Genomic DNA, 17,864 nt, shown 5'->3' with positions numbered 1-17,864 from the left:
CGCACGAGAAGGACCCTCGCCATGCGCGCCACCACCATCCACGCCCCGTTCGACATGCGCGTGGAGGACGTGCCCGAGCCCGTGGTGCAGCTGCCCACCGACGCCGTCGTACGAGTGCTGCGCGCCTGCATCTGCGGCAGCGACCTGTGGGCCTACCGCGGTGAGTCGGCCCGGCAGCCGGGGCAGCGCATCGGCCACGAGTTCCTCGGCGTGGTCGAGGAGACCGGCTCCGAGGTGGGCACCGTGCGGCGCGGCGACCTCGTGGTCGCCCCCTTCATGTGGTCCGACGGCGTCTGCGACTACTGCCGCGAGGGCCTGACCACGTCCTGCGAGCACGGCGGTTTCTGGGGCTCCGTGGGGTACGACGGCGGCCAGGGCGAGGCCGTGCGGGTCCCGTTCGCCGACGGCACCCTGGTCACGCTGCCCAAGGACGCGGCCTCCGACGACCATCTGCTGTCCGCCCTGCTGACCCTCTCCGACGTGCTCGGCACCGGCCACCACGCGGCCCTCGGCGCGGGCGCCCGGCCCGGTGCGACGGTCGCCGTCGTCGGGGACGGCGCGGTCGGCCTGTGCGCCGTGCTGGCCGCCAAGCGGCTCGGCGCCGAGCGGATCATCGCGCTGGGCCGGCACAAGGTGCGCACCGACATCGCGCGCCGCTTCGGCGCCACCGACGTCGTCGCCGAACGCGGGGACGCGGCCGTGGCCGCCGTACGCGAACTCACCCGGGGCCAGGGCGCGCACGCCGTCGTCGAGGCCGTGGGCACCGAGCAGTCCATGCGGACGGCCGTCGAGATCACCCGCGACGGCGGCGCGATCGGCTTCGTCGGCGTCCCGCACGGCAGCGGCACCGGCCTGGACCTCGGCGTCATGTTCGACCGGAACATCGCCCTGCGCGGCGGTGTCGCCCCGGTCCGCGCCTATATCCCCGACCTGCTGCCCGATGTCCTCGACGGCACGATCGACCCGTCGCCGGTCTTCGACCTCACCGTCGGCATCGAGGGCGTGCCCGACGGCTACAAGGCGATGGACGACCGCACCGCCCTGAAGGTGCTCGTCACCAACGGCTGACCGGGTCAGGTCCACCTGATCGGCAGCGGCAGCGCCGTCAGCACCCCCGACACCGCGACCACCAGCCCCAGCACGGCCACCTCGGCCCGCGCGGGGACGTACGCGGTCAGCGGGTCGGCCGCCCGGCGCAGCCGGAACCGGGCCCACAGCGCGAGCACGACGACGGCGGCGACGAGGACCACCTTGGCCAGCAGGGTGCGCCCGTACGCCGTCGTCGTCAGCTGGTCCAGGACCGTGCCCAGGGGCATCCGCCGCAGCGAACTCCACACGCCCGTCGCGGTGATGGCCGCGAGCAGCACGGCCGCCACGCGTGCGTAGAGCCCGAGCAGCGCCGCCCCGGCCGCCCGGCCGCGCCACCGGCGCAGCATCCGCAACGCGTGCAGCAGACCGCCCGCCCACAGCGTCGCGCAGGTCAGATGCACCAGGGTCAGCGCGGAGCCGAGCAACGGGCCGTGCTCGGGCGCGGGATGGGCGCGCAGCGCCTCGGCGACGGCCACCGCCGCCAGCGGCCACGCCTGGGTTGCCGGGCGGCGCGAGCGGGCGCACAGACCGGCCAGTACAAAGGCGTTGACCTCGATCAGCGCCAACCTGCCGTCCCGCGACCGGTACAGGCCGCCCACGTCGACGTCGGCGAGCGAGCGCGGCACCAGGTTGCCCGTCGAGACGACCGACGCGAGCCCCAGCGCGGCGACGAAACCGGCGATCGCCGCGAACACCGCCCAGCCGGCGGGGCGTTCGGACGGCGCGTCCGGCAGCCGGCGCGCCAGCCGGTCCACGAACAGCTCACCCGCCGGCACGCACAGCGCGGCGAACAGCACCCCGCGCAGCAGGGCGACACCGTCCACCCCCGGCGCCGCGGCCTCCCCGGTGCCCCGGAGCGCGGCGGACGGCCCGAGCAGCGGCACCAGCGCGGCCACCGCGGCCAGCACCAGCACGGCGACGGCCCGCCAGGTCCCCGGGCGTCTCGCGGGGCCGCTCGCGGCCACCTCGGCGGTCGGTCGTGTCAACGGCCCCCCGATCTCCCCCGGCCGGTACAGAAGCGGGCAAGTAAAGGAAAACAGCTGACGGAACGGCATTCCACCCATTCGTACATTTCCGGCCACCGGGCGCGCACGGTCATGCCCAGCGGGCCGGATCCGATCCCCAGGGCGCCGGAGGCCGGGTCCAGTCGGCCGGCCCGCCCGCGAAGGACACCGGTGGCCGCGCGTACCGGAGCCGCCCGGGCGCGCCGTCCGTCTCCGCGAGCCAGGCGCCCGGCCCGTCGTACGGCTCACCGGTCCCGGAACCCGGCTCCAGCTCCGCCGTGAGCCAGCGCGCGGTCCGCGCCAGCGCCACCCGGACGAACCTGCTCCCGCCGTCGTACGACTGCTCGGTCAGCGCCCGCAGTACGCCGGCCGCCAGCAGGTAGCCGGTGCCGTGGTCCAGCGCCTGGGCGGGCAGCGCGCCCGGTCGGCCGGCGGAACCCTCGGTCCCCGCGATGCCGGTGGCGACCTGCACCAGGCTGTCGAAGCCGCGCCGCCCGCCCCACGGCCCGTACGCGCCCCACGCCGACACCTGGGCCACGACCAGCCCGGGCCGCCGCTCGGCCAGTGCCTCGGGGGAGAGCCCGAACCGGTCCAGGGCGCCCGGCCGGTAGCCGGTGACCACGACGTCCGCCGAGGCCAGCAACTCCTCGAAGGCCGCCCGGTCCGTCCTCAGGTCGAGCGTCGCCGAGCGCTTCCCGAAGCCCGTGTCGGCGTGCTGGTCGGGGAGTTCGGGCAGCCAGGGCGCGTCCAGGCGCAGGACGTCCGCGCCGAGCAGCCCGAGCGTGCGGGTGGCGACCGGGCCGGCGAGGACCCGGGTCAGGTCCAGGACGCGCAGCCTGGCGGCGGGCAGCAGGGGAGCGGTGCCGGCGTCGAGCGGCGGGAGCACGCGCGCGTGCGCCGCGTCCGGGCGGCCCCGCTCGACCAGGGGGCGCGCCGCCACCGCGACCGCCTGTTCGTGCGCGGCCCACTCCTCGGGTGAGCGCAGCGCCACGGCGAGTCCGCCGGCGGCCTGGACCGCGTCCTCCGTCGCCAGGGCGGGCCGGGCGGCGATCCGGGCCGCGACCTGCTCCGGGGAGGCGTCCGCGGGCAGCTCCAGCGCGCCCAGCAACCGGGCCCTGTGATGCGGGTAGTTGGCGTGCGTGCGCACCCACCCGTCGGCCGCCGGCCAGAACCGGGAGAGCGGGGCGAACTGCACCGGCGCCCGCCCGTCGACCAGCAGGTGCCGCTCGCTGGTGAACGCCGTCGCCACGGCCCCGTCGTCCACCCGGACCCGGGGCACCTCGGCGGTGCCGGTCCGCCGTGCCGCCAGCTCGGCGGCGGCGAGCGCGCAGACGCCGACGCAGGCGCGGGCGAGCTGCCGCACCGGAAGGCGTGCCGGGAGCGTGCTCTCGCGTGTCACGGTCGTGACACGCGAGAGCAGTGACGGATCGCCGCCCAGCGCGGACCACGCATAGTTGATTCCAGTCATGATTTAACTATGCATTATTGACTGGATCAATATGTGTACTCAGGTCGGGATCGGGGCCAGGGGCAGGGGCAGGGCTAGGCCCGGAGTCAGGGCTACCTGGTCACCGCCGCCAGCGCGTCGGCCGTGCCCCACCCGTAGAAGCCGTTGCGGTTCCTGGAGCCCTCGCACACCGCGTCGATCTTGCCGTCGCCGTTGATGTCGTACGGGTCGGTGCACGGCGTGGCGGTCGCCTCGGCGTACAGCAGGGCCTTCACCAGGGCGGCGGAGGCGTGCGGATGGGTTGACTTGATCAATGCGGCGACGCCGACGACGTGCGGGGTCGCCATCGACGTGCCGGCCATGTAGCCCCACTTGCCGCCCGGCAGCGGGCCCAGGATCAGGCCGCTGGTGGCGGGGGGCTCCGGCGCCTGGTAGGCCGTCGAGTCGCCGCCGGGCGCGGCGATGTCGATGACCCCGAGGCCGTAGTTGGAGAACGACGACTTGAGGCCCTTCGCGCCGGTCGCCGCGACCGTGACGACACCGGGCAGCTGGGTCGGGATGTCGAAGCACGTGTGCGGGTCGATCACCCGGTCGACGGGCGTGCCGTCGTTCGGCGAGACCGGGTCGGTGATCGAGTGGGAGGCCAGGTCGTAGCTCTCGTTGCCGGCCGCCGCTACGTTGACCGTGCCCTTGCGCTCCGCGAACTGCGAGGCCCGGGTGATGGCGTCGACGAGCGCCTTCTGGTCCGGGTCGTCGGTGCAGTTGAAGTACCACGGGTCGGTGTAGTAGCTGTTGTTGGTCACGTCGATGTGGTGCTCGGCCGCCCACACGAAGCCGCAGACCACGGCCTCCGTGTAGAAGTAGCCGGCGGTGGTGGCCACCTTGATGCCGGCCACCTTCACGCCCGGCGCCACACCGGTGATGCCGATCCCGTTCTTGGCGCCCGCGATCTCGCCCGCCACGTGGGTGCCGTGCGGGCTCTCCGCCGCGGTGGGCCGCCAGGCGCCGTAGGTCGTGTCCGGCTTGCCCGTGACGCAGTTGGTGGACTGCGCGGCGGAGAAGTTGGGGGCGATGTCCGGGTGGGTGTCGTCGACGCCCGTGTCGATGACGGCGACGGTGACCTTCGAACTGCCCAGGGTCTTCTCGTGCGCCTTGTCCGCCTTGATCGCCGGCAGGTCCCACTGGAGCGGCTCCAGCGGGTCCTGCCCGTCGGCCGCCTGCGCGTCCGCCGCCGCGACCTGCTCGGAACTGAGCACCTCCGGCGTGCCGACGTCCGTGGTCGACTGGGCGGGCAACGGCGCGTTGCGGGTGTTCCCGGCCGAGTCCACGCCGGGCACCTTGCGGATGGTCTTCGCGAAGTCGGCGTTCGACGAATGCACGACGATCACGCCGATCTCGTCGTACGCGATCACCACCGAGCCGCCGGCCCGCTCGATCGCCTTCTGGACGCGCTCGGAAGTGTGGTGCCCGGGACGGACGTTGACGACGTAGCTGAGGGACGTCGCGTCACCGGCGTCGGCTGCCGAGGCGGACGCGGACGTTCCGGTGTCGGCGGCGGACGCCGGGACGTTGGGCAGGAACGCGAGGGCCGTGGCCATGGCCATGCCGAGCGGGAGGGCGAGGACGCGGCGGTGGCGCGGCTTGGGCGCGGTCATCTGAGGTCTCCAGTTCGTTCGCGGAACGGGCATGCCGTGCGGGAAGTCCTGCTCTGCGGTGGCTACTTGACGGCTCGGAGCGCGTCGACGACACCGGAGCCGTAGAAGCCGTTGACGTGCTTGCCGCCCACGCAGGTGGCGTCGACGACACCGTCGCCGTCCCCGTCGTACGGACCGGCCGGGCAGCCCGGGTTGTCCGCCTCGGCCTTCAGGAGGGCCAGCAGCCGGGCCGGAGTGGCGTGCGGATGCGTCGACTTCAGCAGCGCGGCCACCGCGGCCACGTGCGGGGACGCCATCGAGGTGCCCTGGAGGAAGCCGTACTGGTCGTTCGGCAGCGTGGACAGGACGCGGCCGTTCTTCGACGGCGTGTCCGGGATCTGGTACTTGTCGCCGCCGGGGCCCGCCACGTCGACGACGCCCCGGCCGTAGCTGGAGTAGTACGACTTCGTGTCGTTCACGCCCACCGCGCTCACGGTGACCACGCCGGGCAGCTGGGTCGGTACGTCGAAGCACTCGTGCGGGTCGACCGTCCGGGTGGTCGCCGTCGAGTCGTCGGGGCTGGAGTCGTCGACGAGGGCGTGCGCGTCCAGGTCGTCGTTCGAGTTCCCCGCCGAGGCCACGTTGAGCGTGCCCTTGCGCTGGGCGTACAGCTGCGCCCTGTTGACCGCGTCAACGATGGCACGTTGATCGGGGTCGTCCATGCAGTTGTACAGCCATGGATCCACGTAGTAGCTGTTGTTGGTGATGTCGATGCCGTGGTCGGCGGCGAAGACGAAGGCGCAGACCACGCTCTCCGGGTAGAACAGCTGCGTCGAGTCGGGCTGCGCCACGGTGATGCTCGCGACCTTCACGCCCGGCGCCACACCGGCCACGCCGATCCCGTTGCGGGCGGCGGCTATCTCACCGGCGACATGGGTGCCGTGGTAATGGTCGGCGTCCACCGGCCGCCAGGCGCCGTACGTCGTGTCCGCCTTGCCGCTCACGCAGTTGGCGGACTGCGCGGCGGAGAAGTTCGGCGCGATGTCCGGGTGCGTGTCGTCGACGCCGGTGTCGATGACGCCGACCGTCACCGAGCGGCTCCCCGGGTTGATCGCGGCGGCCTTGTCGGCACCGATCGTCCGCAGATCCCACTGGTCCGCCTCAAGGGGTTCCTGGCCGGCCGCCGACCGCTGCTCGACCTTCGCGGCCTCGGCCTTCGACAGGACCTGTACGGCACCCTCGTCCGTGGTCCCCGCCGCGCTCAGCGCGGCCGTCCGGGTGGCGCCCGCCGACTCCACCCCGCGCACCGCCCGCAGGGCCGTGCCGAAGTCCGGGTTCGCCGAGTGCGCGACGATCACGCCGATCCTGTCGTACGTCGCGACGATCGTGCCGCCGTTGCGGGTGACCGCCCGCTGCACCGAATCGATCGTGCGATGGTCCGTCCTGGTGTTGACGACATAGGCCAGGTTCGGCCCGTCCGCCGACTGCGCGGCCCGGGTGGTCAGAGGGGCCGCGGAGGCCGCCGCCGGCACCAGGCCGAGCGAGGCGGTCAGCGACAGGACGACCGGGACGGCGAACGCCAGCCCGGGTCTGGAACGCAGATGAGCCATGGGGTCTCCACATCATCCGGAACATCAACCGAAAGCGGGCCCGCCCGAGCCGTGAGTGCCGCTTGGGCAGGTACATGACGGGTGGTGCAGGGCCGAAGCTATCTCCCGCACTCACCGGCCAGCAATGACCGGAGGTGACTTGCGCCGACGACTTCCGAAAGAACTCGGGCGAGTTGAACCTGCCCACGCGTGGCGCCGTGACCTTGAGGAGGGAGCCGCAGCAGGATCGAGGCCCCCCGTCGGGATCACGCTCCGGAGTCGCCATAACACTCCTGGTGTGCGATCCACCTGTCTGTGAGGTCAGAATCCGCATGTCCGTATCGCGAGGAGACTCCATGGCCACCGAGACACCACCGCCCTCGAACACACAGACCCGGCACCCCTCCGGCGAGGAGTTCGCCGAGACGCAGCAGAGTCCGGAGTTCGCCGAACTGCGGCACTCCTACCGCTCCTTCGCCTTCCCGCTGACCTTCGCCTTCATCGCCTGGTACCTGCTGTACGTCCTGCTCTCCAGCTACGCGGACGACTTCATGGGCACCAAGGTCGTCGGCAACGTCAACGTGGCGCTGGTCCTCGGCCTCGCCCAGTTCCTCACCACGTTCCTCATCGCCTGGTGGTACGCCCGGCACGCCGCGGCCAAGCTCGACCCCAAGGCCGAGGCCATCAAGTCCCGGATGGAGGGCGGCGCATGAGTCCCGCGATCACACTGGCGGCCGGCGAGGCCAGTCAGCACCGGACCCTGATCATCACCCTGTTCGCGGTGTTCGTCGCCGCGACCCTCGTCATCACCGTCTGGGCGGGCCGCCAGACCAAGGACGCCGCCGACTTCTACGCGGGCGGCCGTCAGTTCACCGGTTTCCAGAACGGTCTCGCCGTCTCCGGCGACTACATGTCCGCCGCGTCCTTCCTCGGCATCGCCGGCGCCATCGCCCTGTTCGGCTACGACGGCTTCCTGTACTCCATCGGCTTCCTGGTCGCCTGGCTCGTCGCCCTGCTCCTGGTCGCCGAGCCGCTGCGCAACTCCGGCCGCTACACCATGGGCGACGTGCTGGCCTACCGCATGCGCCAGCGCCCGGTCCGCACCGCCGCCGGTACCTCCACGATCGTCGTCTCGATCTTCTACCTGCTGGCCCAGATGGCGGGAGCGGGCGTCCTCGTCTCCCTCCTCCTCGGCATCACCAGCGACGGCGGCAAGATCGCCATCGTCGCCCTGGTCGGCGTTTTGATGATCGTCTACGTCACCATCGGCGGCATGAAGGGCACCACCTGGGTCCAGATGGTCAAGGCCGTGCTGCTCATCGCGGGCGCCCTGCTGCTGACCTTCATGGTCCTGGCCAAGTTCCACTTCAACGTCTCCGACCTGCTCGGCAAGGCCGCCGACAACAGCGGCAAGGGCAGTGCCTTCCTGGAGCCCGGCCTGAAGTACGGCGCCACCGGCACCAGCAAGCTGGACTTCCTCTCCCTCGGCATCGCCCTGGTCCTCGGCACCGCCGGCCTGCCGCACATCCTGATCCGCTTCTACACCGTGCCCACCGCCAAGGCGGCCCGGCAGTCGGTCCTCTGGGCCATCGGCCTGATCGGCGCCTTCTACCTGATGACCCTCGCCCTCGGCTTCGGCGCCGCCGCGCTGATCAAACCCGACGAGATCATCGCGTCCAACAAGTCAGGCAACACCGCGGCCCCCCTCCTCGCCCTGCACCTGGGCGGCGTCGACTCCAACTGGGGCGCGATCCTGCTGGCCACGATCTCGGCGGTGGCCTTCGCGACCATCCTCGCGGTGGTCGCGGGCCTCACCCTGGCGTCCTCGTCGTCCTTCGCGCACGACATCTACGCCAACGTCATCAAGAAGGGCCAGGCCACCGAGAAGCAGGAGATCAACGCGGCCCGGTACGCCACGGTCGGCATCGGCGCCGTCTCCATCCTGCTCGGTGCCCTCGCCCGCGACCTGAACGTCGCCGGGCTGGTCGCCCTGGCCTTCGCGGTCGCCGCCTCGGCCAACCTGCCGACCATCCTCTACAGCCTCTTCTGGAAGCGGTTCACCACCGCCGGAGCTCTCTGGTCGATCTACGGCGGCCTGGTCACCGCCGTCGGCCTGGTGCTGTTCTCCCCGGTGGTGTCCGGCAAGGAGACGTCGATGTTCCCCGGCGTCGACTTCCACTGGTTCCCGCTGGAGAACCCGGGCATCATCTCGATCCCGGTCGGATTCCTCCTCGGCGTCGTGGGCACCCTGCTCTCCAAGGAGGCCCCGGACACCGCCAAGTACGCGGAGCTGGAGGTGCGGTCCCTGACCGGCACCGGAGCGCACTGAGCTTCGTACGACTGGCCGCGTCGACGGGATCATAGGATCCTACGACGCGGCCGCGTCGTACCTCGTGGCATCAGGCCTCTCCCGATGTCAGTGCCGTCACGTAGGCTCGCAAGAGACGGCAGAGATCCGATCCGCAACGAGGGAGGGGGCCCGCGTGCTCATCGACACCTATGGCCGGGTGGCCACCGACCTGAGAGTCTCGCTGACCGACCGGTGCAACCTGCGCTGTACCTACTGCATGCCCGAAGAGGGCCTGCAGTGGCTGGCCAAGCCCGACCTGCTCACGGACGACGAGATCGTCCGGCTGATCGACATCGCCGTCCGCCTGCTGGGTGTCGAGGAGGTCCGCTTCACCGGCGGCGAGCCGCTGCTGCGCCCCGGCCTGACCGGAATCGTCGAGCGGGTGGCGGCGCTCGCCCCCCGCCCCCGGATGTCCCTGACGACCAACGGCATCGGCCTGCGCCGTACCGCGACGGCCCTCAAGGCGGCCGGCCTGGACCGGGTCAACGTCTCCCTGGACACCCTCCGCCCGGACGTCTTCAAGACGCTGACCCGCCGAGACCGCCACCACGACGTCCTCGACGGCCTCCGGGCCGCCCACGACGCCGGCCTCACCCCGGTCAAGGTCAACACGGTCCTGATGCCCGGGCTGAACGAGGACGAGGCCCCCGACCTCCTCGCCTGGGCGGTGGCCCACGACTACGAACTGCGCTTCATCGAGCAGATGCCCCTCGACGCCCAGCACGGCTGGAAGCGCGACAGCATGGTGACGGCCGGGGACATCCTCGCCTCCCTCCGCACGCGCTTCGACCTCGCCCCCGAGGGCGCGGACGACCGCGGCTCGGCCCCGGCGGAGCGCTGGCTGGTCGACGGCGGCCCGCACCGCGTCGGCGTCATCGCCTCGGTCACCCGCCCGTTCTGCGCGGCCTGCGACCGCACCCGCCTCACCGCCGACGGCCAGATACGGACCTGCCTCTTCGCCCGGGAGGAGACGGACCTGCGCGGCGCGCTCCGCTCCGGTGCCCCGGACGAGGAGATCGCCCGCAGGTGGCGGCTGGCGATGTGGGGCAAGAAGGCGGGGGCGGGGCTGGACGACCCGCAGTTCGTGCAGCCGGACCGGCCGATGTCCGCGATCGGCGGCTAGCCCGTCCTACCTGTCCTGCCCGTCCTGTCCGTCCCGTCCGGGCGACTCGGGTCCGGACGACTCGGGCGACTCCCAGTCCCGCAACAGCACGACGTCCTTCAGGAACCCCCGCACCCCGAGGAACTGCGAGAGATGCTCCCGGTGCTCCTCACAGGCGAGCCAGGTCTTGCGCCGCTCCGGCGTGTGGATCTTCGGGTTGTTCCACGCAAGCACCCACACCGCCGCGGCGCGACAGCCCTTCGCCGAACAAACAACGTCACTCACTGCTTCGTCTCGCACCGCGTCGTCTCGCAAAAAAAGACCCCGTAAACAAGGCGACGCCGAGCAGCCACGGGGGGAGCTGCCCGGCGTCGGTCCGTCGCTCCGACGGGGGATGCGGAGCGCGTACGCAGTATGTCACGGGTCACCCTTGGCCCGGCACTGGAACAGCACGATAGATCTGAGCATTTCTTGAGCTTCGGGCGGAGCCGCCCGGGGCCGAGTCGCCACCCGTCCACGCGGTGTCGCCGGGCTCAGACCGACTCCGGCCGCTCGCCGTGCACGGCCCCCGCCGCCGGGTCCGCCGCCACGTCCTCCGGGACGGATTCCGCCTGTGCCTCCTCGGCCCGCGGCGGTGCGATCATCAGCCTGGTCGGCGCGACCCCGAAGGCCGACGGAAGCGACTGCGGGCGCTCCCGCCCGGCGTTGGCGATGACGACGGCGACGTAGGGGAGCAGCGCCCCGAGCACCAGGGCCACGACGGCGACGTACCGTTCGACGTTCCACAACGTCACCGCGAGGATCACCGACATGGTGCGGACGCCCATCGAGATGACGTACCGCCGCTGCCGGCCGCGTACGTCCTCCGCCAGGCCGGTGCGGGCCCCGGTGATCCGGAACACCTGGACGTTGCCGTCGCCGCGCTGCTTCCGCATCACATTCCACCATCCGCCCGCATCGGACACTCCCCGGCCCGTACCCGGTCCGCACCCGCTCGGGGAACCGGGCCAGGACACTTTCCACGGTACGCCGCGCCTGCGCCGCCTTCGAGACCGGGTCGCCCTCCCGCCTGCGTGAACGCACTGCGCCGTAGCGCGTACGGGCGTACCGACATGCGCCGTACGGCGCACGGGCCGACACTTGGCGTAATGCTCACGTCGAGCCGTACGAGGAGGCAGTCATGGGCTGGTTGTGGGCGATCATCGTGGGCTTCGTGCTGGGCCTGATCGCGAAGGCGGTCATCCCGGGCAAGCAGCACAGCCCCCTGTGGCTGACGACCATCTTCGGCATCCTGGGCGCCATCGCGGGCAACGCGATCGCCCGCGCGGTCGGCGTGGCGGAGACGAAGGGCATCGACTGGACCCGCCACATCTTCCAGCTGGTGGCAGCCATCATCATCGTCTTCCTGGGCGACATGGCCTACACGGCGACCCTGGGAAAACGCAAACAACGCATCTGACGCGTCCCGTACTTCACGGCGCCCCGCACTTCACAGCGCCCTGAACGGAAGCGCCCTGTCAGGGGCGCGGGGAACCGCGCGACCAGCCACATCGAACCCGCGGCCGGCAACGCGCCCCGCACCCCCCACGGCGCTCACGACCCGACGACCTCCACGGCCGCCAGATTCTTCTTCCCCCGCCGCAGCACCAGCCACCGCCCGTGCAGCAGCTCCGCAGGATCCGGCACGGCGTCCTCGGCGGTCACCTTCACGTTGTTCACGTAGGCCCCGCCCTCCTTCACGGTCCGCCGCGCCGCGGACTTGCTGGCCACCAGCCCGACCTCGGCGAACAGGTCGACCACCGGACCCAGCTCGGCGACCCGGACGTGCGGCACCTCGGACAGCGCCGCGGCCAGCGTCCGGTCGTCCAGCTCCGCCAGCTCGCCCTGCCCGAAGAGGGCACGGGACGCGGCCACCACGGCGGCCGTCTGGTCGGCCCCGTGGACCAGCGTCGTCAGCTCCTCGGCCAGCGCCCGCTGCGCGGCCCGCGCCTGCGGACGCTCCGCGGTCTGCCGCTCCAGGTCCTCGATCTCGTCGTGCGACCTGAAGCTGAAGATCCGCAGGAACTTGGAGACGTCCCGGTCGTCCGCGTTCAGCCAGAACTGGTAGAAGGCGTACGGCGTGGTCATCTCCGGGTCGAGCCAGACCGTGCCGGACTCCGTCTTGCCGAACTTGGTGCCGTCGGCCTTGGTGATCAGCGGCGTGCCCAGCGCGTGCACCACCGCGTCGGGCTCGACCTTGTGGATCAGGTCGGTGCCCGAGGTGAGGTTGCCCCACTGGTCGCTGCCGCCGGTCTGCAGCGTGCAGCCGTGGCGCCGGTACAGCTGGAGGAAGTCCATGCCCTGGAGGATCTGGTAGCTGAACTCCGTGTAGCTGATGCCCTCCTGGGACTCCAGGCGCCGGGCCACGGCCTCCTTCGCGATCATCTTGTTCACACGGAAGTGCTTGCCGATGTCCCGCAGGAACTCGATGGCCGACAGGCCCTGCGTCCAGTCCAGGTTGTTGACCATGACCGCCGCGTTCGGACCCTCGAAGTCCAGCAGCGGAGCGATCTGGGCGCGCAGCCGCTCGACCCACTGGGCGACGACCTCGGGGGCGTTGAGCGTGCGCTCGGAGTTCGGCTTCGGGTCACCGATCAGGCCGGTGGCGCCCCCGACCAGGCCCAGCGGGCGGTTCCCCGCCTGCTGGATCCGGCGCATCGTCAGGATCTGCACGAGGTTGCCGAGGTGCAGGCTGGGCGCGGTCGGGTCGAAGCCGCAATAGAACGTGACGGGACCGTCTGCGAACGCCTTGCGCAATGCGTCCTCGTCCGTGGAGAGGGCGATGAGCCCCCGCCACTTCAGCTCGTCGACGATGTCCGTCACGGTTCTCGTGTCTCCTTGATGATCTCGCGGCGGCCGTGCGGCCACGGCTACGAGGTTATACGCCCTGGCTGACAGAGCTCATATTGAAGTCGGGCACCCGCAGCGCGGGCATCGCAGCCCTAGTGAACCAGTCGCTCCACTCCCTCGGCAGCGTCTTTTCCGTGCGCCCGGCCTCGGTCGCCCGCCCCAGCAGGTCCACCGGCGACTCGTTGAACCTGAAGTTGTTCACCTGCCCGGTGACCTGGCCGTTCTCCACCAGGTAGACGCCGTCCCGGGTCAGGCCCGTGAGCAGCAGGGTCGCCGGGTCGACCTCGCGGATGTACCAGAGGCAGGTCAGCAGCAGCCCGCGCTCGGTGGCGGCCACCATGTCGTCGAGCGAGCGGTCCTCGCCGCCGTCGAGGATCAGGTTGCCGCCCGCCGGGGCGACCGGGAGGCCGGTCAGACCGGCCGTGTGCCGGGTGGTCGTGAGGTGCTTCAGCTCGCCCCCGGACACCCACTCGGTGGCGCCGACCGGCAGCCCGTTGTCGAAGACCGACTGGTCGCCGCCGGAGGAGTGCGCGACGACGAAGGGCGCGGACTCCAGGCCCGGCTCGTTCGGGTCGCTGCGCAGGGTCAGCGGCAGGTCGGTCAGCTTCTCGCCGACCCGGGTGCCGCCGCCCGGCTTGGAGAACACCGTCCGGCCCTCGGCCGCGTCCCGCCCGGACGCCGACCACAGCTGGTAGATCAGCAGGTCGGCCACGGCGGTCGGCGGCAGCAGCGTCTCGTACCGGCCGGCCGGGAGGTCCACCCGCCGCTCGGCCCAGCCGAGCCGCACCGCGAGCTCGGCGTCCAGCGCGCCGGGGTCGACGTCCTTGAAGTCCCGCGTGGAGCGCCCGGCCCAGGCGGAGCGGGTGCGGTCCGGCGACTTGGCGTTCAGCTCCAGCGTGCCGGTGGGCTGGTCGTGCCTGAGGCGCAGTCCGGTCGAGGTGCCCACGTACGTCGACACCAGCTCGTGGTTGGCGAAGCCGTACAGCTCGCGGCCACCGGCACGCGCGCGTGCGAAGGCCTCGCCGAGCGCCGGGGCGAAGTCGGCGAACACGGCGGAGGAGGTCTCGGCGGGCACGTCCGTGAAGTCCGGCGCCTCCGGTACGCCGGTGACCAGCGGCTGCGCGTCCTCGGCGGGACCGGCGCCGCGCGCGGCGGCCTCGGCGGCCCGCACCAGCGGCTCCAGGTCGTCGGCGGTCACGGCCGACCGGGAGACGACACCCGAGGCGGTGCCCTCCTTGCCGTCCACGGTGGCGACGACGGTGAGCGAACGGCCGCGCGTGACGCCGTTGGTGGTGAGCGCGTTGCCGGCCCAGCGCAGGTTGGCGGTGGAGTACTCGTCGGCGATGACCACGCAGCCGTCGGCCCGGGACAGTTCCAGAGCGCGCTCGACGATCTCGTGCGGCTTGTTGGTACGGGCGCTCATCGACCGGCCTCCTGCGTGGTGTTGAGGATGTTGACGCCCTTGAAGAGGGCCGAGGGGCAGCCGTGCGACACCGCGGCGACCTGTCCCGGCTGGGCCTTGCCGCAGTTGAAGGCGCCACCGAGGACGTACGTCTGGGGGCCGCCGACGGCCGCCATGGAGCCCCAGAAGTCGGTGGTCGTCGCCTGGTAGGCGACGTCGCGCAGCTGCCCGGTGATCCGGCCGTTCTCGATCCTGAAGAACCGCTGTCCGGTGAACTGGAAGTTGTAGCGCTGCATGTCGATCGACCAGGAACGGTCGCCGACCACGTAGATCCCGCGGTCGACCCCGCCGATCAGGTCCTCCGTCGCCAGCCCGGCCGGGTCCGGCCGCAGGGACACGTTGGCCATGCGCTGCACGGGGACGTGCCCGGGGGAGTCGGCGTACGCGCACCCGTTGGAGCGGTCGAAGCCGGTCAGCTTCGCGATGCGCCGGTCCAGCTGGTAGCCGACGAGCGTGCCGTCCTTGACCAGGTCCCAGGACTGGCCCTCGACGCCCTCGTCGTCGTACCCGATGGTCGCCAGGCCGTGCTCGGCGGTGCGGTCGCCGGTGACGTTCATCAGCTCGGAGCCGTACTTCAGCTTGCCGAGCTGGTCGAAGGTGGCGAAGGAGGTGCCGGCGTAGGCGGCCTCGTAGCCGAGCGCGCGGTCCAGCTCGGTGGCGTGACCGATGGACTCGTGGATGGTCAGCCACAGGTTGGAGGGATCGACCACCAGGTCGTACAGGCCCGCCTCGACGCTCGGCGCGCGCATCTTCTCGGCCAGCAGCTCCGGGATCTGCTCCAGCTCGGCGTCCCAGTCCCAGCCGGTGCCGGTGAGGTACTCCCAGCCGCGGCCGACCGGCGGCGCGATGGTCCGCATCGAGTCGAACTCACCGCTGGACTCGTCGACCGACACGGCCGTCAGCTGCGGATGCAGCCGCACCCGCTGCTGGGTCGTCACGGTCCCGGCCGTGTCCGCGTAGAACTTGTTCTCGTGGACGGTGAGCAGCGAGGCGTCGACGTGGTTGACGCCGTTCGCCGCCAGCAGCCGCGTGCTCCACTCCGCGAGCAGCGCCGCCTTCTCCTCGTCCGGCACGGAGAACGGGTCGATCTCGTACGCCGAGACCCACGTCTTCTCCGCGTGCACCGGCTCGCCGGCCAGCTCCACCCGCTCGTCGGACCCGGCGGCCTTGATGACCTGCGCAGAAAGCTTGGCCATCGCCACCGCCTGGGAGGCGACCTTGGCCGCCGCGTCCAGGGTCAGGTCCACCCCGGACGCGAAGCCCCACGTACCGCCGTGCACGACCCGGACCGCGTACCCGAGGTCGGTGGTGTCCGAGGATCCGGCGGGCTTGGCGTCCCGCAGCCGCCAGGACGCGCTGCGCACCCGCTCGAACCGGAAGTCCGCGTGCTCGGCCCCCAGCGCACGCGCGCGTGCCAGCGCGGCGTCGGCCAGGGCCCGTAGCGGAAGCGCCGTGAAGGCTTCGTCGATGGAATGAGGCACGGAGGTCTCCCTGCTGTCGTGGCCTGTCCGTCCGATCATGTCGCGCCCGCGGGTGCGCGGACCACAGGTTTCGGCCCGGCGTCGCGGCTTTCTGTAGGGATCCGACAGTGACACTCCCGAGCCACTGTCGGTGCCCGCTTGCCCGCGGCGATGGCGGGACCGATAGGTTTTCGAGGAAGCCGCCTGTCGTGTCAGCTGTTCGGGCGGGTTGTTCAGACCGATCGAAAGGGTGATCCGTTGAGCCGCTCGGTTCTCGTCACTGGAGGCAACCGGGGCATCGGCCTCGCCATCGCCCGCGCTTTCGCCGACAACGGCGACAAGGTCGCCGTCACGTACCGCTCCGGTGAGCCGCCGGCCCTGCTCAAGGAACTGGGCGTCCTGGCCGTCAAGTGCGACATCACCGACTCCGAGCAGGTGGAGCAGGCCTACAAGGAGATCGAGGACGCGCACGGCCCGGTCGAGGTCCTGATCGCGAACGCCGGCATTACCAAGGACACGCTCCTGATGCGGATGTCCGAGGAGGACTTCACCTCGGTCGTCGACACCAACCTCACCGGCACCTTCCGGGTCGTCAAGCGCGCCAACCGCGGCATGCTGCGCGCCAAGAAGGGCCGCGTCGTCCTCATCTCCTCGGTCGTCGGCCTCTACGGCGGCCCCGGCCAGGCCAACTACGCCGCCTCCAAGGCCGCCCTGGTCGGCTTCGCGCGCTCCCTCGCCCGTGAGCTGGGCTCGCGCAACATCACCTTCAACGTCGTCGCGCCCGGCTTCGTCGACACCGACATGACCAAGGTGCTCACCGACGAGCAGCGCGCCACCATCGTGTCGCAGGTGCCGCTCGGCCGGTACGCGGAGCCCGAGGAGGTCGCCGCGACGGTGCGGTTCCTCGCCTCGGACGACGCCTCGTACATCACTGGAGCCGTCATCCCCGTTGACGGCGGACTGGGAATGGGTCACTGATCACCATGAGTGGAATCCTCGAGGGCAAGCGCATCCTGATCACGGGTGTGCTGATGGAGTCCTCCATCGCCTTCCACGCGGCCAAGCTGGCCCAGGAGCAGGGTGCCGAGATCATCCTCACCGCGTTCCCGCGGCCCACGCTGACCGAGCGCATCGCCAAGAAGCTGCCGAAGCCCACCAAGGTCATCGAGCTCGACGTCACCAACGACGAGCACCTCGGGCGCCTCGCCGACCTCGTCGGCGAGGAGCTCGGCGGCCTCGACGGCGTCGTCCACTCCATCGGCTTCGCCCCCCAGGACGCCCTCGGCGGCAACTTCCTCAACACGCCGTTCGAGTCCGTCGCCACCGCCATGCACGTCTCGGCGTACTCCCTGAAGTCGCTGACCATGGCCTGCCTGCCGCTGATGCAGAACGGCGGCTCGGTCGTCGGCCTCACCTTCGACGCCCAGTACGCCTGGCCGCAGTACGACTGGATGGGCCCGGCCAAGGCCGCCCTGGAGGCCACCAGCCGCTACATCGCCCGTGACCTGGGCAAGCAGAACATCCGCTGCAACCTCATCTCGGCCGGCCCGATCGGCTCCATGGCCGCCAAGTCCATCCCGGGCTTCAGCGACCTGGCCGCCGTCTGGGACCACCGCTCCCCGCTGGAGTGGGACCTCAAGGACCCGGAGCCGGCCGGCAAGGGCATCGTCGCGCTGCTGAGCGACTGGTTCCCGAAGACCACCGGCGAGATCATCCACGTGGACGGCGGCCTGCACGCCATCGGCGCCTGACCCGCACGGACTCACCGATTCATCGAGGCCCGCGTCCCGCGAGGGGTGCGGGCCTCACCCGTTCGGTCCCACCGGCCGGGTGATCAC

General features: G+C 71.5%; 16 protein-coding genes. 7 read left to right on the top strand and 9 right to left on the bottom strand.

The features are described 5' to 3' along the window. Positions 1-21 precede the first annotated feature (21 nt). Positions 22-1,068, top strand: a complete 1,047-nt coding sequence (locus AB0D74_RS06345) for a zinc-dependent alcohol dehydrogenase family protein (RefSeq protein WP_362581100.1) — start codon at positions 22-24, stop codon at positions 1,066-1,068. 5 nt (positions 1,069-1,073) lie between these two features. Here the strand turns inward: AB0D74_RS06345 and AB0D74_RS06340 are convergent, their stop codons facing one another. From AB0D74_RS06340 to AB0D74_RS06325, 4 genes are all read right to left on the bottom strand, one after another. Beyond that, the gene (locus AB0D74_RS06340) at positions 1,074-2,075 is read right to left on the bottom strand and encodes a CopD family protein (protein WP_362581098.1); all 1,002 of its coding nucleotides are present in this window, start codon (positions 2,073-2,075) and stop codon (positions 1,074-1,076) included. Between the two features lie 109 nt (positions 2,076-2,184). After that, the gene (locus AB0D74_RS06335; RefSeq protein WP_362581095.1) at positions 2,185-3,561 is read right to left on the bottom strand and encodes a CoA transferase; all 1,377 of its coding nucleotides are present in this window, start codon (positions 3,559-3,561) and stop codon (positions 2,185-2,187) included. Between the two features lie 92 nt (positions 3,562-3,653). Next, on the bottom strand, positions 3,654-5,195 hold the full coding sequence (locus AB0D74_RS06330; RefSeq protein ID WP_362581093.1) for a S8 family serine peptidase: 1,542 nt from the start codon (positions 5,193-5,195) through the stop codon (positions 3,654-3,656). A 62-nt stretch (positions 5,196-5,257) separates the two neighbouring features. Continuing rightward, the gene (locus tag AB0D74_RS06325) at positions 5,258-6,784 is read right to left on the bottom strand and encodes a S8 family serine peptidase (RefSeq protein ID WP_362581091.1); all 1,527 of its coding nucleotides are present in this window, start codon (positions 6,782-6,784) and stop codon (positions 5,258-5,260) included. A gap of 335 nt (positions 6,785-7,119) precedes the next feature. Here AB0D74_RS06325 and AB0D74_RS06320 point away from each other — a divergent pair, with 335 nt between their 5' ends. The 3 genes from AB0D74_RS06320 (at position 7,120) to moaA (ending at position 10,236) form a co-directional block, all read left to right on the top strand. Beyond that, positions 7,120-7,476, top strand: a complete 357-nt coding sequence (locus tag AB0D74_RS06320; RefSeq protein WP_362581089.1) for a DUF485 domain-containing protein — start codon at positions 7,120-7,122, stop codon at positions 7,474-7,476. Beyond that, positions 7,473-9,092, top strand: coding sequence for a cation acetate symporter (locus tag AB0D74_RS06315; protein WP_362581087.1), 1,620 nt, complete (start codon positions 7,473-7,475; stop codon positions 9,090-9,092). The genes AB0D74_RS06320 and AB0D74_RS06315 overlap by 4 nt, the downstream gene beginning before the upstream one ends. Before the next feature lie 154 nt (positions 9,093-9,246). After that, the gene (gene moaA, locus AB0D74_RS06310) at positions 9,247-10,236 is read left to right on the top strand and encodes a GTP 3',8-cyclase MoaA (RefSeq protein ID WP_362581085.1); all 990 of its coding nucleotides are present in this window, start codon (positions 9,247-9,249) and stop codon (positions 10,234-10,236) included. Positions 10,237-10,242: 6 nt separating this feature from the next. Here moaA and AB0D74_RS06305 read toward each other — a convergent pair whose 3' ends face one another. Both AB0D74_RS06305 and AB0D74_RS06300 read right to left on the bottom strand, forming a co-directional pair. Beyond that, positions 10,243-10,500, bottom strand: a complete 258-nt coding sequence (locus tag AB0D74_RS06305; RefSeq protein WP_362581083.1) for a hypothetical protein — start codon at positions 10,498-10,500, stop codon at positions 10,243-10,245. A gap of 248 nt (positions 10,501-10,748) precedes the next feature. Then, positions 10,749-11,150, bottom strand: coding sequence for a DUF3099 domain-containing protein (locus AB0D74_RS06300; protein ID WP_362581081.1), 402 nt, complete (start codon positions 11,148-11,150; stop codon positions 10,749-10,751). A 245-nt stretch (positions 11,151-11,395) separates the two neighbouring features. On the opposite strand from AB0D74_RS06300, the gene AB0D74_RS06295 reads away from it, so the two are divergent. Beyond that, a complete protein-coding gene (locus tag AB0D74_RS06295; RefSeq protein ID WP_362581079.1) occupies positions 11,396-11,674 on the top strand; it encodes a GlsB/YeaQ/YmgE family stress response membrane protein in 279 nt (92 codons plus the stop codon). A 134-nt stretch (positions 11,675-11,808) separates the two neighbouring features. On the opposite strand, the gene tyrS is transcribed toward AB0D74_RS06295, so the two are convergent. The 3 genes from tyrS to AB0D74_RS06280 are packed head-to-tail and all read right to left on the bottom strand — an operon-like array spanning position 11,809 to position 16,047. Next, positions 11,809-13,077 carry a tyrosine--tRNA ligase gene (tyrS, locus tag AB0D74_RS06290; RefSeq protein WP_362581077.1) on the bottom strand — a complete coding sequence of 423 codons (1,269 nt, stop codon included), beginning with the start codon at positions 13,075-13,077 and terminating at the stop codon, positions 11,809-11,811. Between the two features lie 55 nt (positions 13,078-13,132). Continuing rightward, positions 13,133-14,527: a metallopeptidase TldD-related protein gene (locus tag AB0D74_RS06285; protein WP_362581075.1), complete on the bottom strand. Its 1,395-nt coding sequence runs from the start codon at positions 14,525-14,527 to the stop codon at positions 13,133-13,135. After that, positions 14,524-16,047 carry a TldD/PmbA family protein gene (locus AB0D74_RS06280; RefSeq protein ID WP_362581073.1) on the bottom strand — a complete coding sequence of 508 codons (1,524 nt, stop codon included), beginning with the start codon at positions 16,045-16,047 and terminating at the stop codon, positions 14,524-14,526. Before AB0D74_RS06280 ends, AB0D74_RS06285 begins: the two co-directional genes overlap by 4 nt. A 237-nt stretch (positions 16,048-16,284) precedes the next feature. On the opposite strand from AB0D74_RS06280, the gene fabG reads away from it, so the two are divergent. Then, positions 16,285-17,004, top strand: a complete 720-nt coding sequence (gene fabG / locus AB0D74_RS06275) for a 3-oxoacyl-[acyl-carrier-protein] reductase (protein WP_351705716.1) — start codon at positions 16,285-16,287, stop codon at positions 17,002-17,004. Positions 17,005-17,009: 5 nt separating this feature from the next. Next, positions 17,010-17,777, top strand: coding sequence for an enoyl-ACP reductase FabI (fabI, locus tag AB0D74_RS06270; protein WP_046727988.1), 768 nt, complete (start codon positions 17,010-17,012; stop codon positions 17,775-17,777). The last annotated feature ends 87 nt before the right edge of the window (positions 17,778-17,864 follow it).

This window comes from Streptomyces sp. NPDC048278 (genome assembly GCF_040652195.1).
In the GTDB taxonomy this organism is placed as follows: domain Bacteria; phylum Actinomycetota; class Actinomycetes; order Streptomycetales; family Streptomycetaceae; genus Streptomyces.
The sequence above is the reverse complement of the archived record's forward strand: the minus strand, read 5'-3'. Positions and strand labels throughout refer to the sequence as shown.

What these genes read in the sequence shown, in the direction of transcription:
- AB0D74_RS06345 (WP_362581100.1), top strand. Translation starts at nt 22, where the DNA reads ATGCGCGCCACCACCATCCACGCCCCGTTCGACATGCGCGTGGAGGAC.
- AB0D74_RS06335 (WP_362581095.1), bottom strand. Translation starts at nt 3,561, where the DNA reads ATGACTGGAATCAACTATGCGTGGTCCGCGCTGGGCGGCGATCCGTCA.
- AB0D74_RS06330 (WP_362581093.1), bottom strand. Translation starts at nt 5,195, where the DNA reads ATGACCGCGCCCAAGCCGCGCCACCGCCGCGTCCTCGCCCTCCCGCTC.
- AB0D74_RS06325 (WP_362581091.1), bottom strand. Translation starts at nt 6,784, where the DNA reads ATGGCTCATCTGCGTTCCAGACCCGGGCTGGCGTTCGCCGTCCCGGTC.
- AB0D74_RS06320 (WP_362581089.1), top strand. Translation starts at nt 7,120, where the DNA reads ATGGCCACCGAGACACCACCGCCCTCGAACACACAGACCCGGCACCCC.
- AB0D74_RS06315 (WP_362581087.1), top strand. Translation starts at nt 7,473, where the DNA reads ATGAGTCCCGCGATCACACTGGCGGCCGGCGAGGCCAGTCAGCACCGG.
- AB0D74_RS06300 (WP_362581081.1), bottom strand. Translation starts at nt 11,150, where the DNA reads ATGCGGAAGCAGCGCGGCGACGGCAACGTCCAGGTGTTCCGGATCACC.
- AB0D74_RS06295 (WP_362581079.1), top strand. Translation starts at nt 11,396, where the DNA reads ATGGGCTGGTTGTGGGCGATCATCGTGGGCTTCGTGCTGGGCCTGATC.
- AB0D74_RS06285 (WP_362581075.1), bottom strand. Translation starts at nt 14,527, where the DNA reads ATGAGCGCCCGTACCAACAAGCCGCACGAGATCGTCGAGCGCGCTCTG.
- fabI (WP_046727988.1), top strand. Translation starts at nt 17,010, where the DNA reads ATGAGTGGAATCCTCGAGGGCAAGCGCATCCTGATCACGGGTGTGCTG.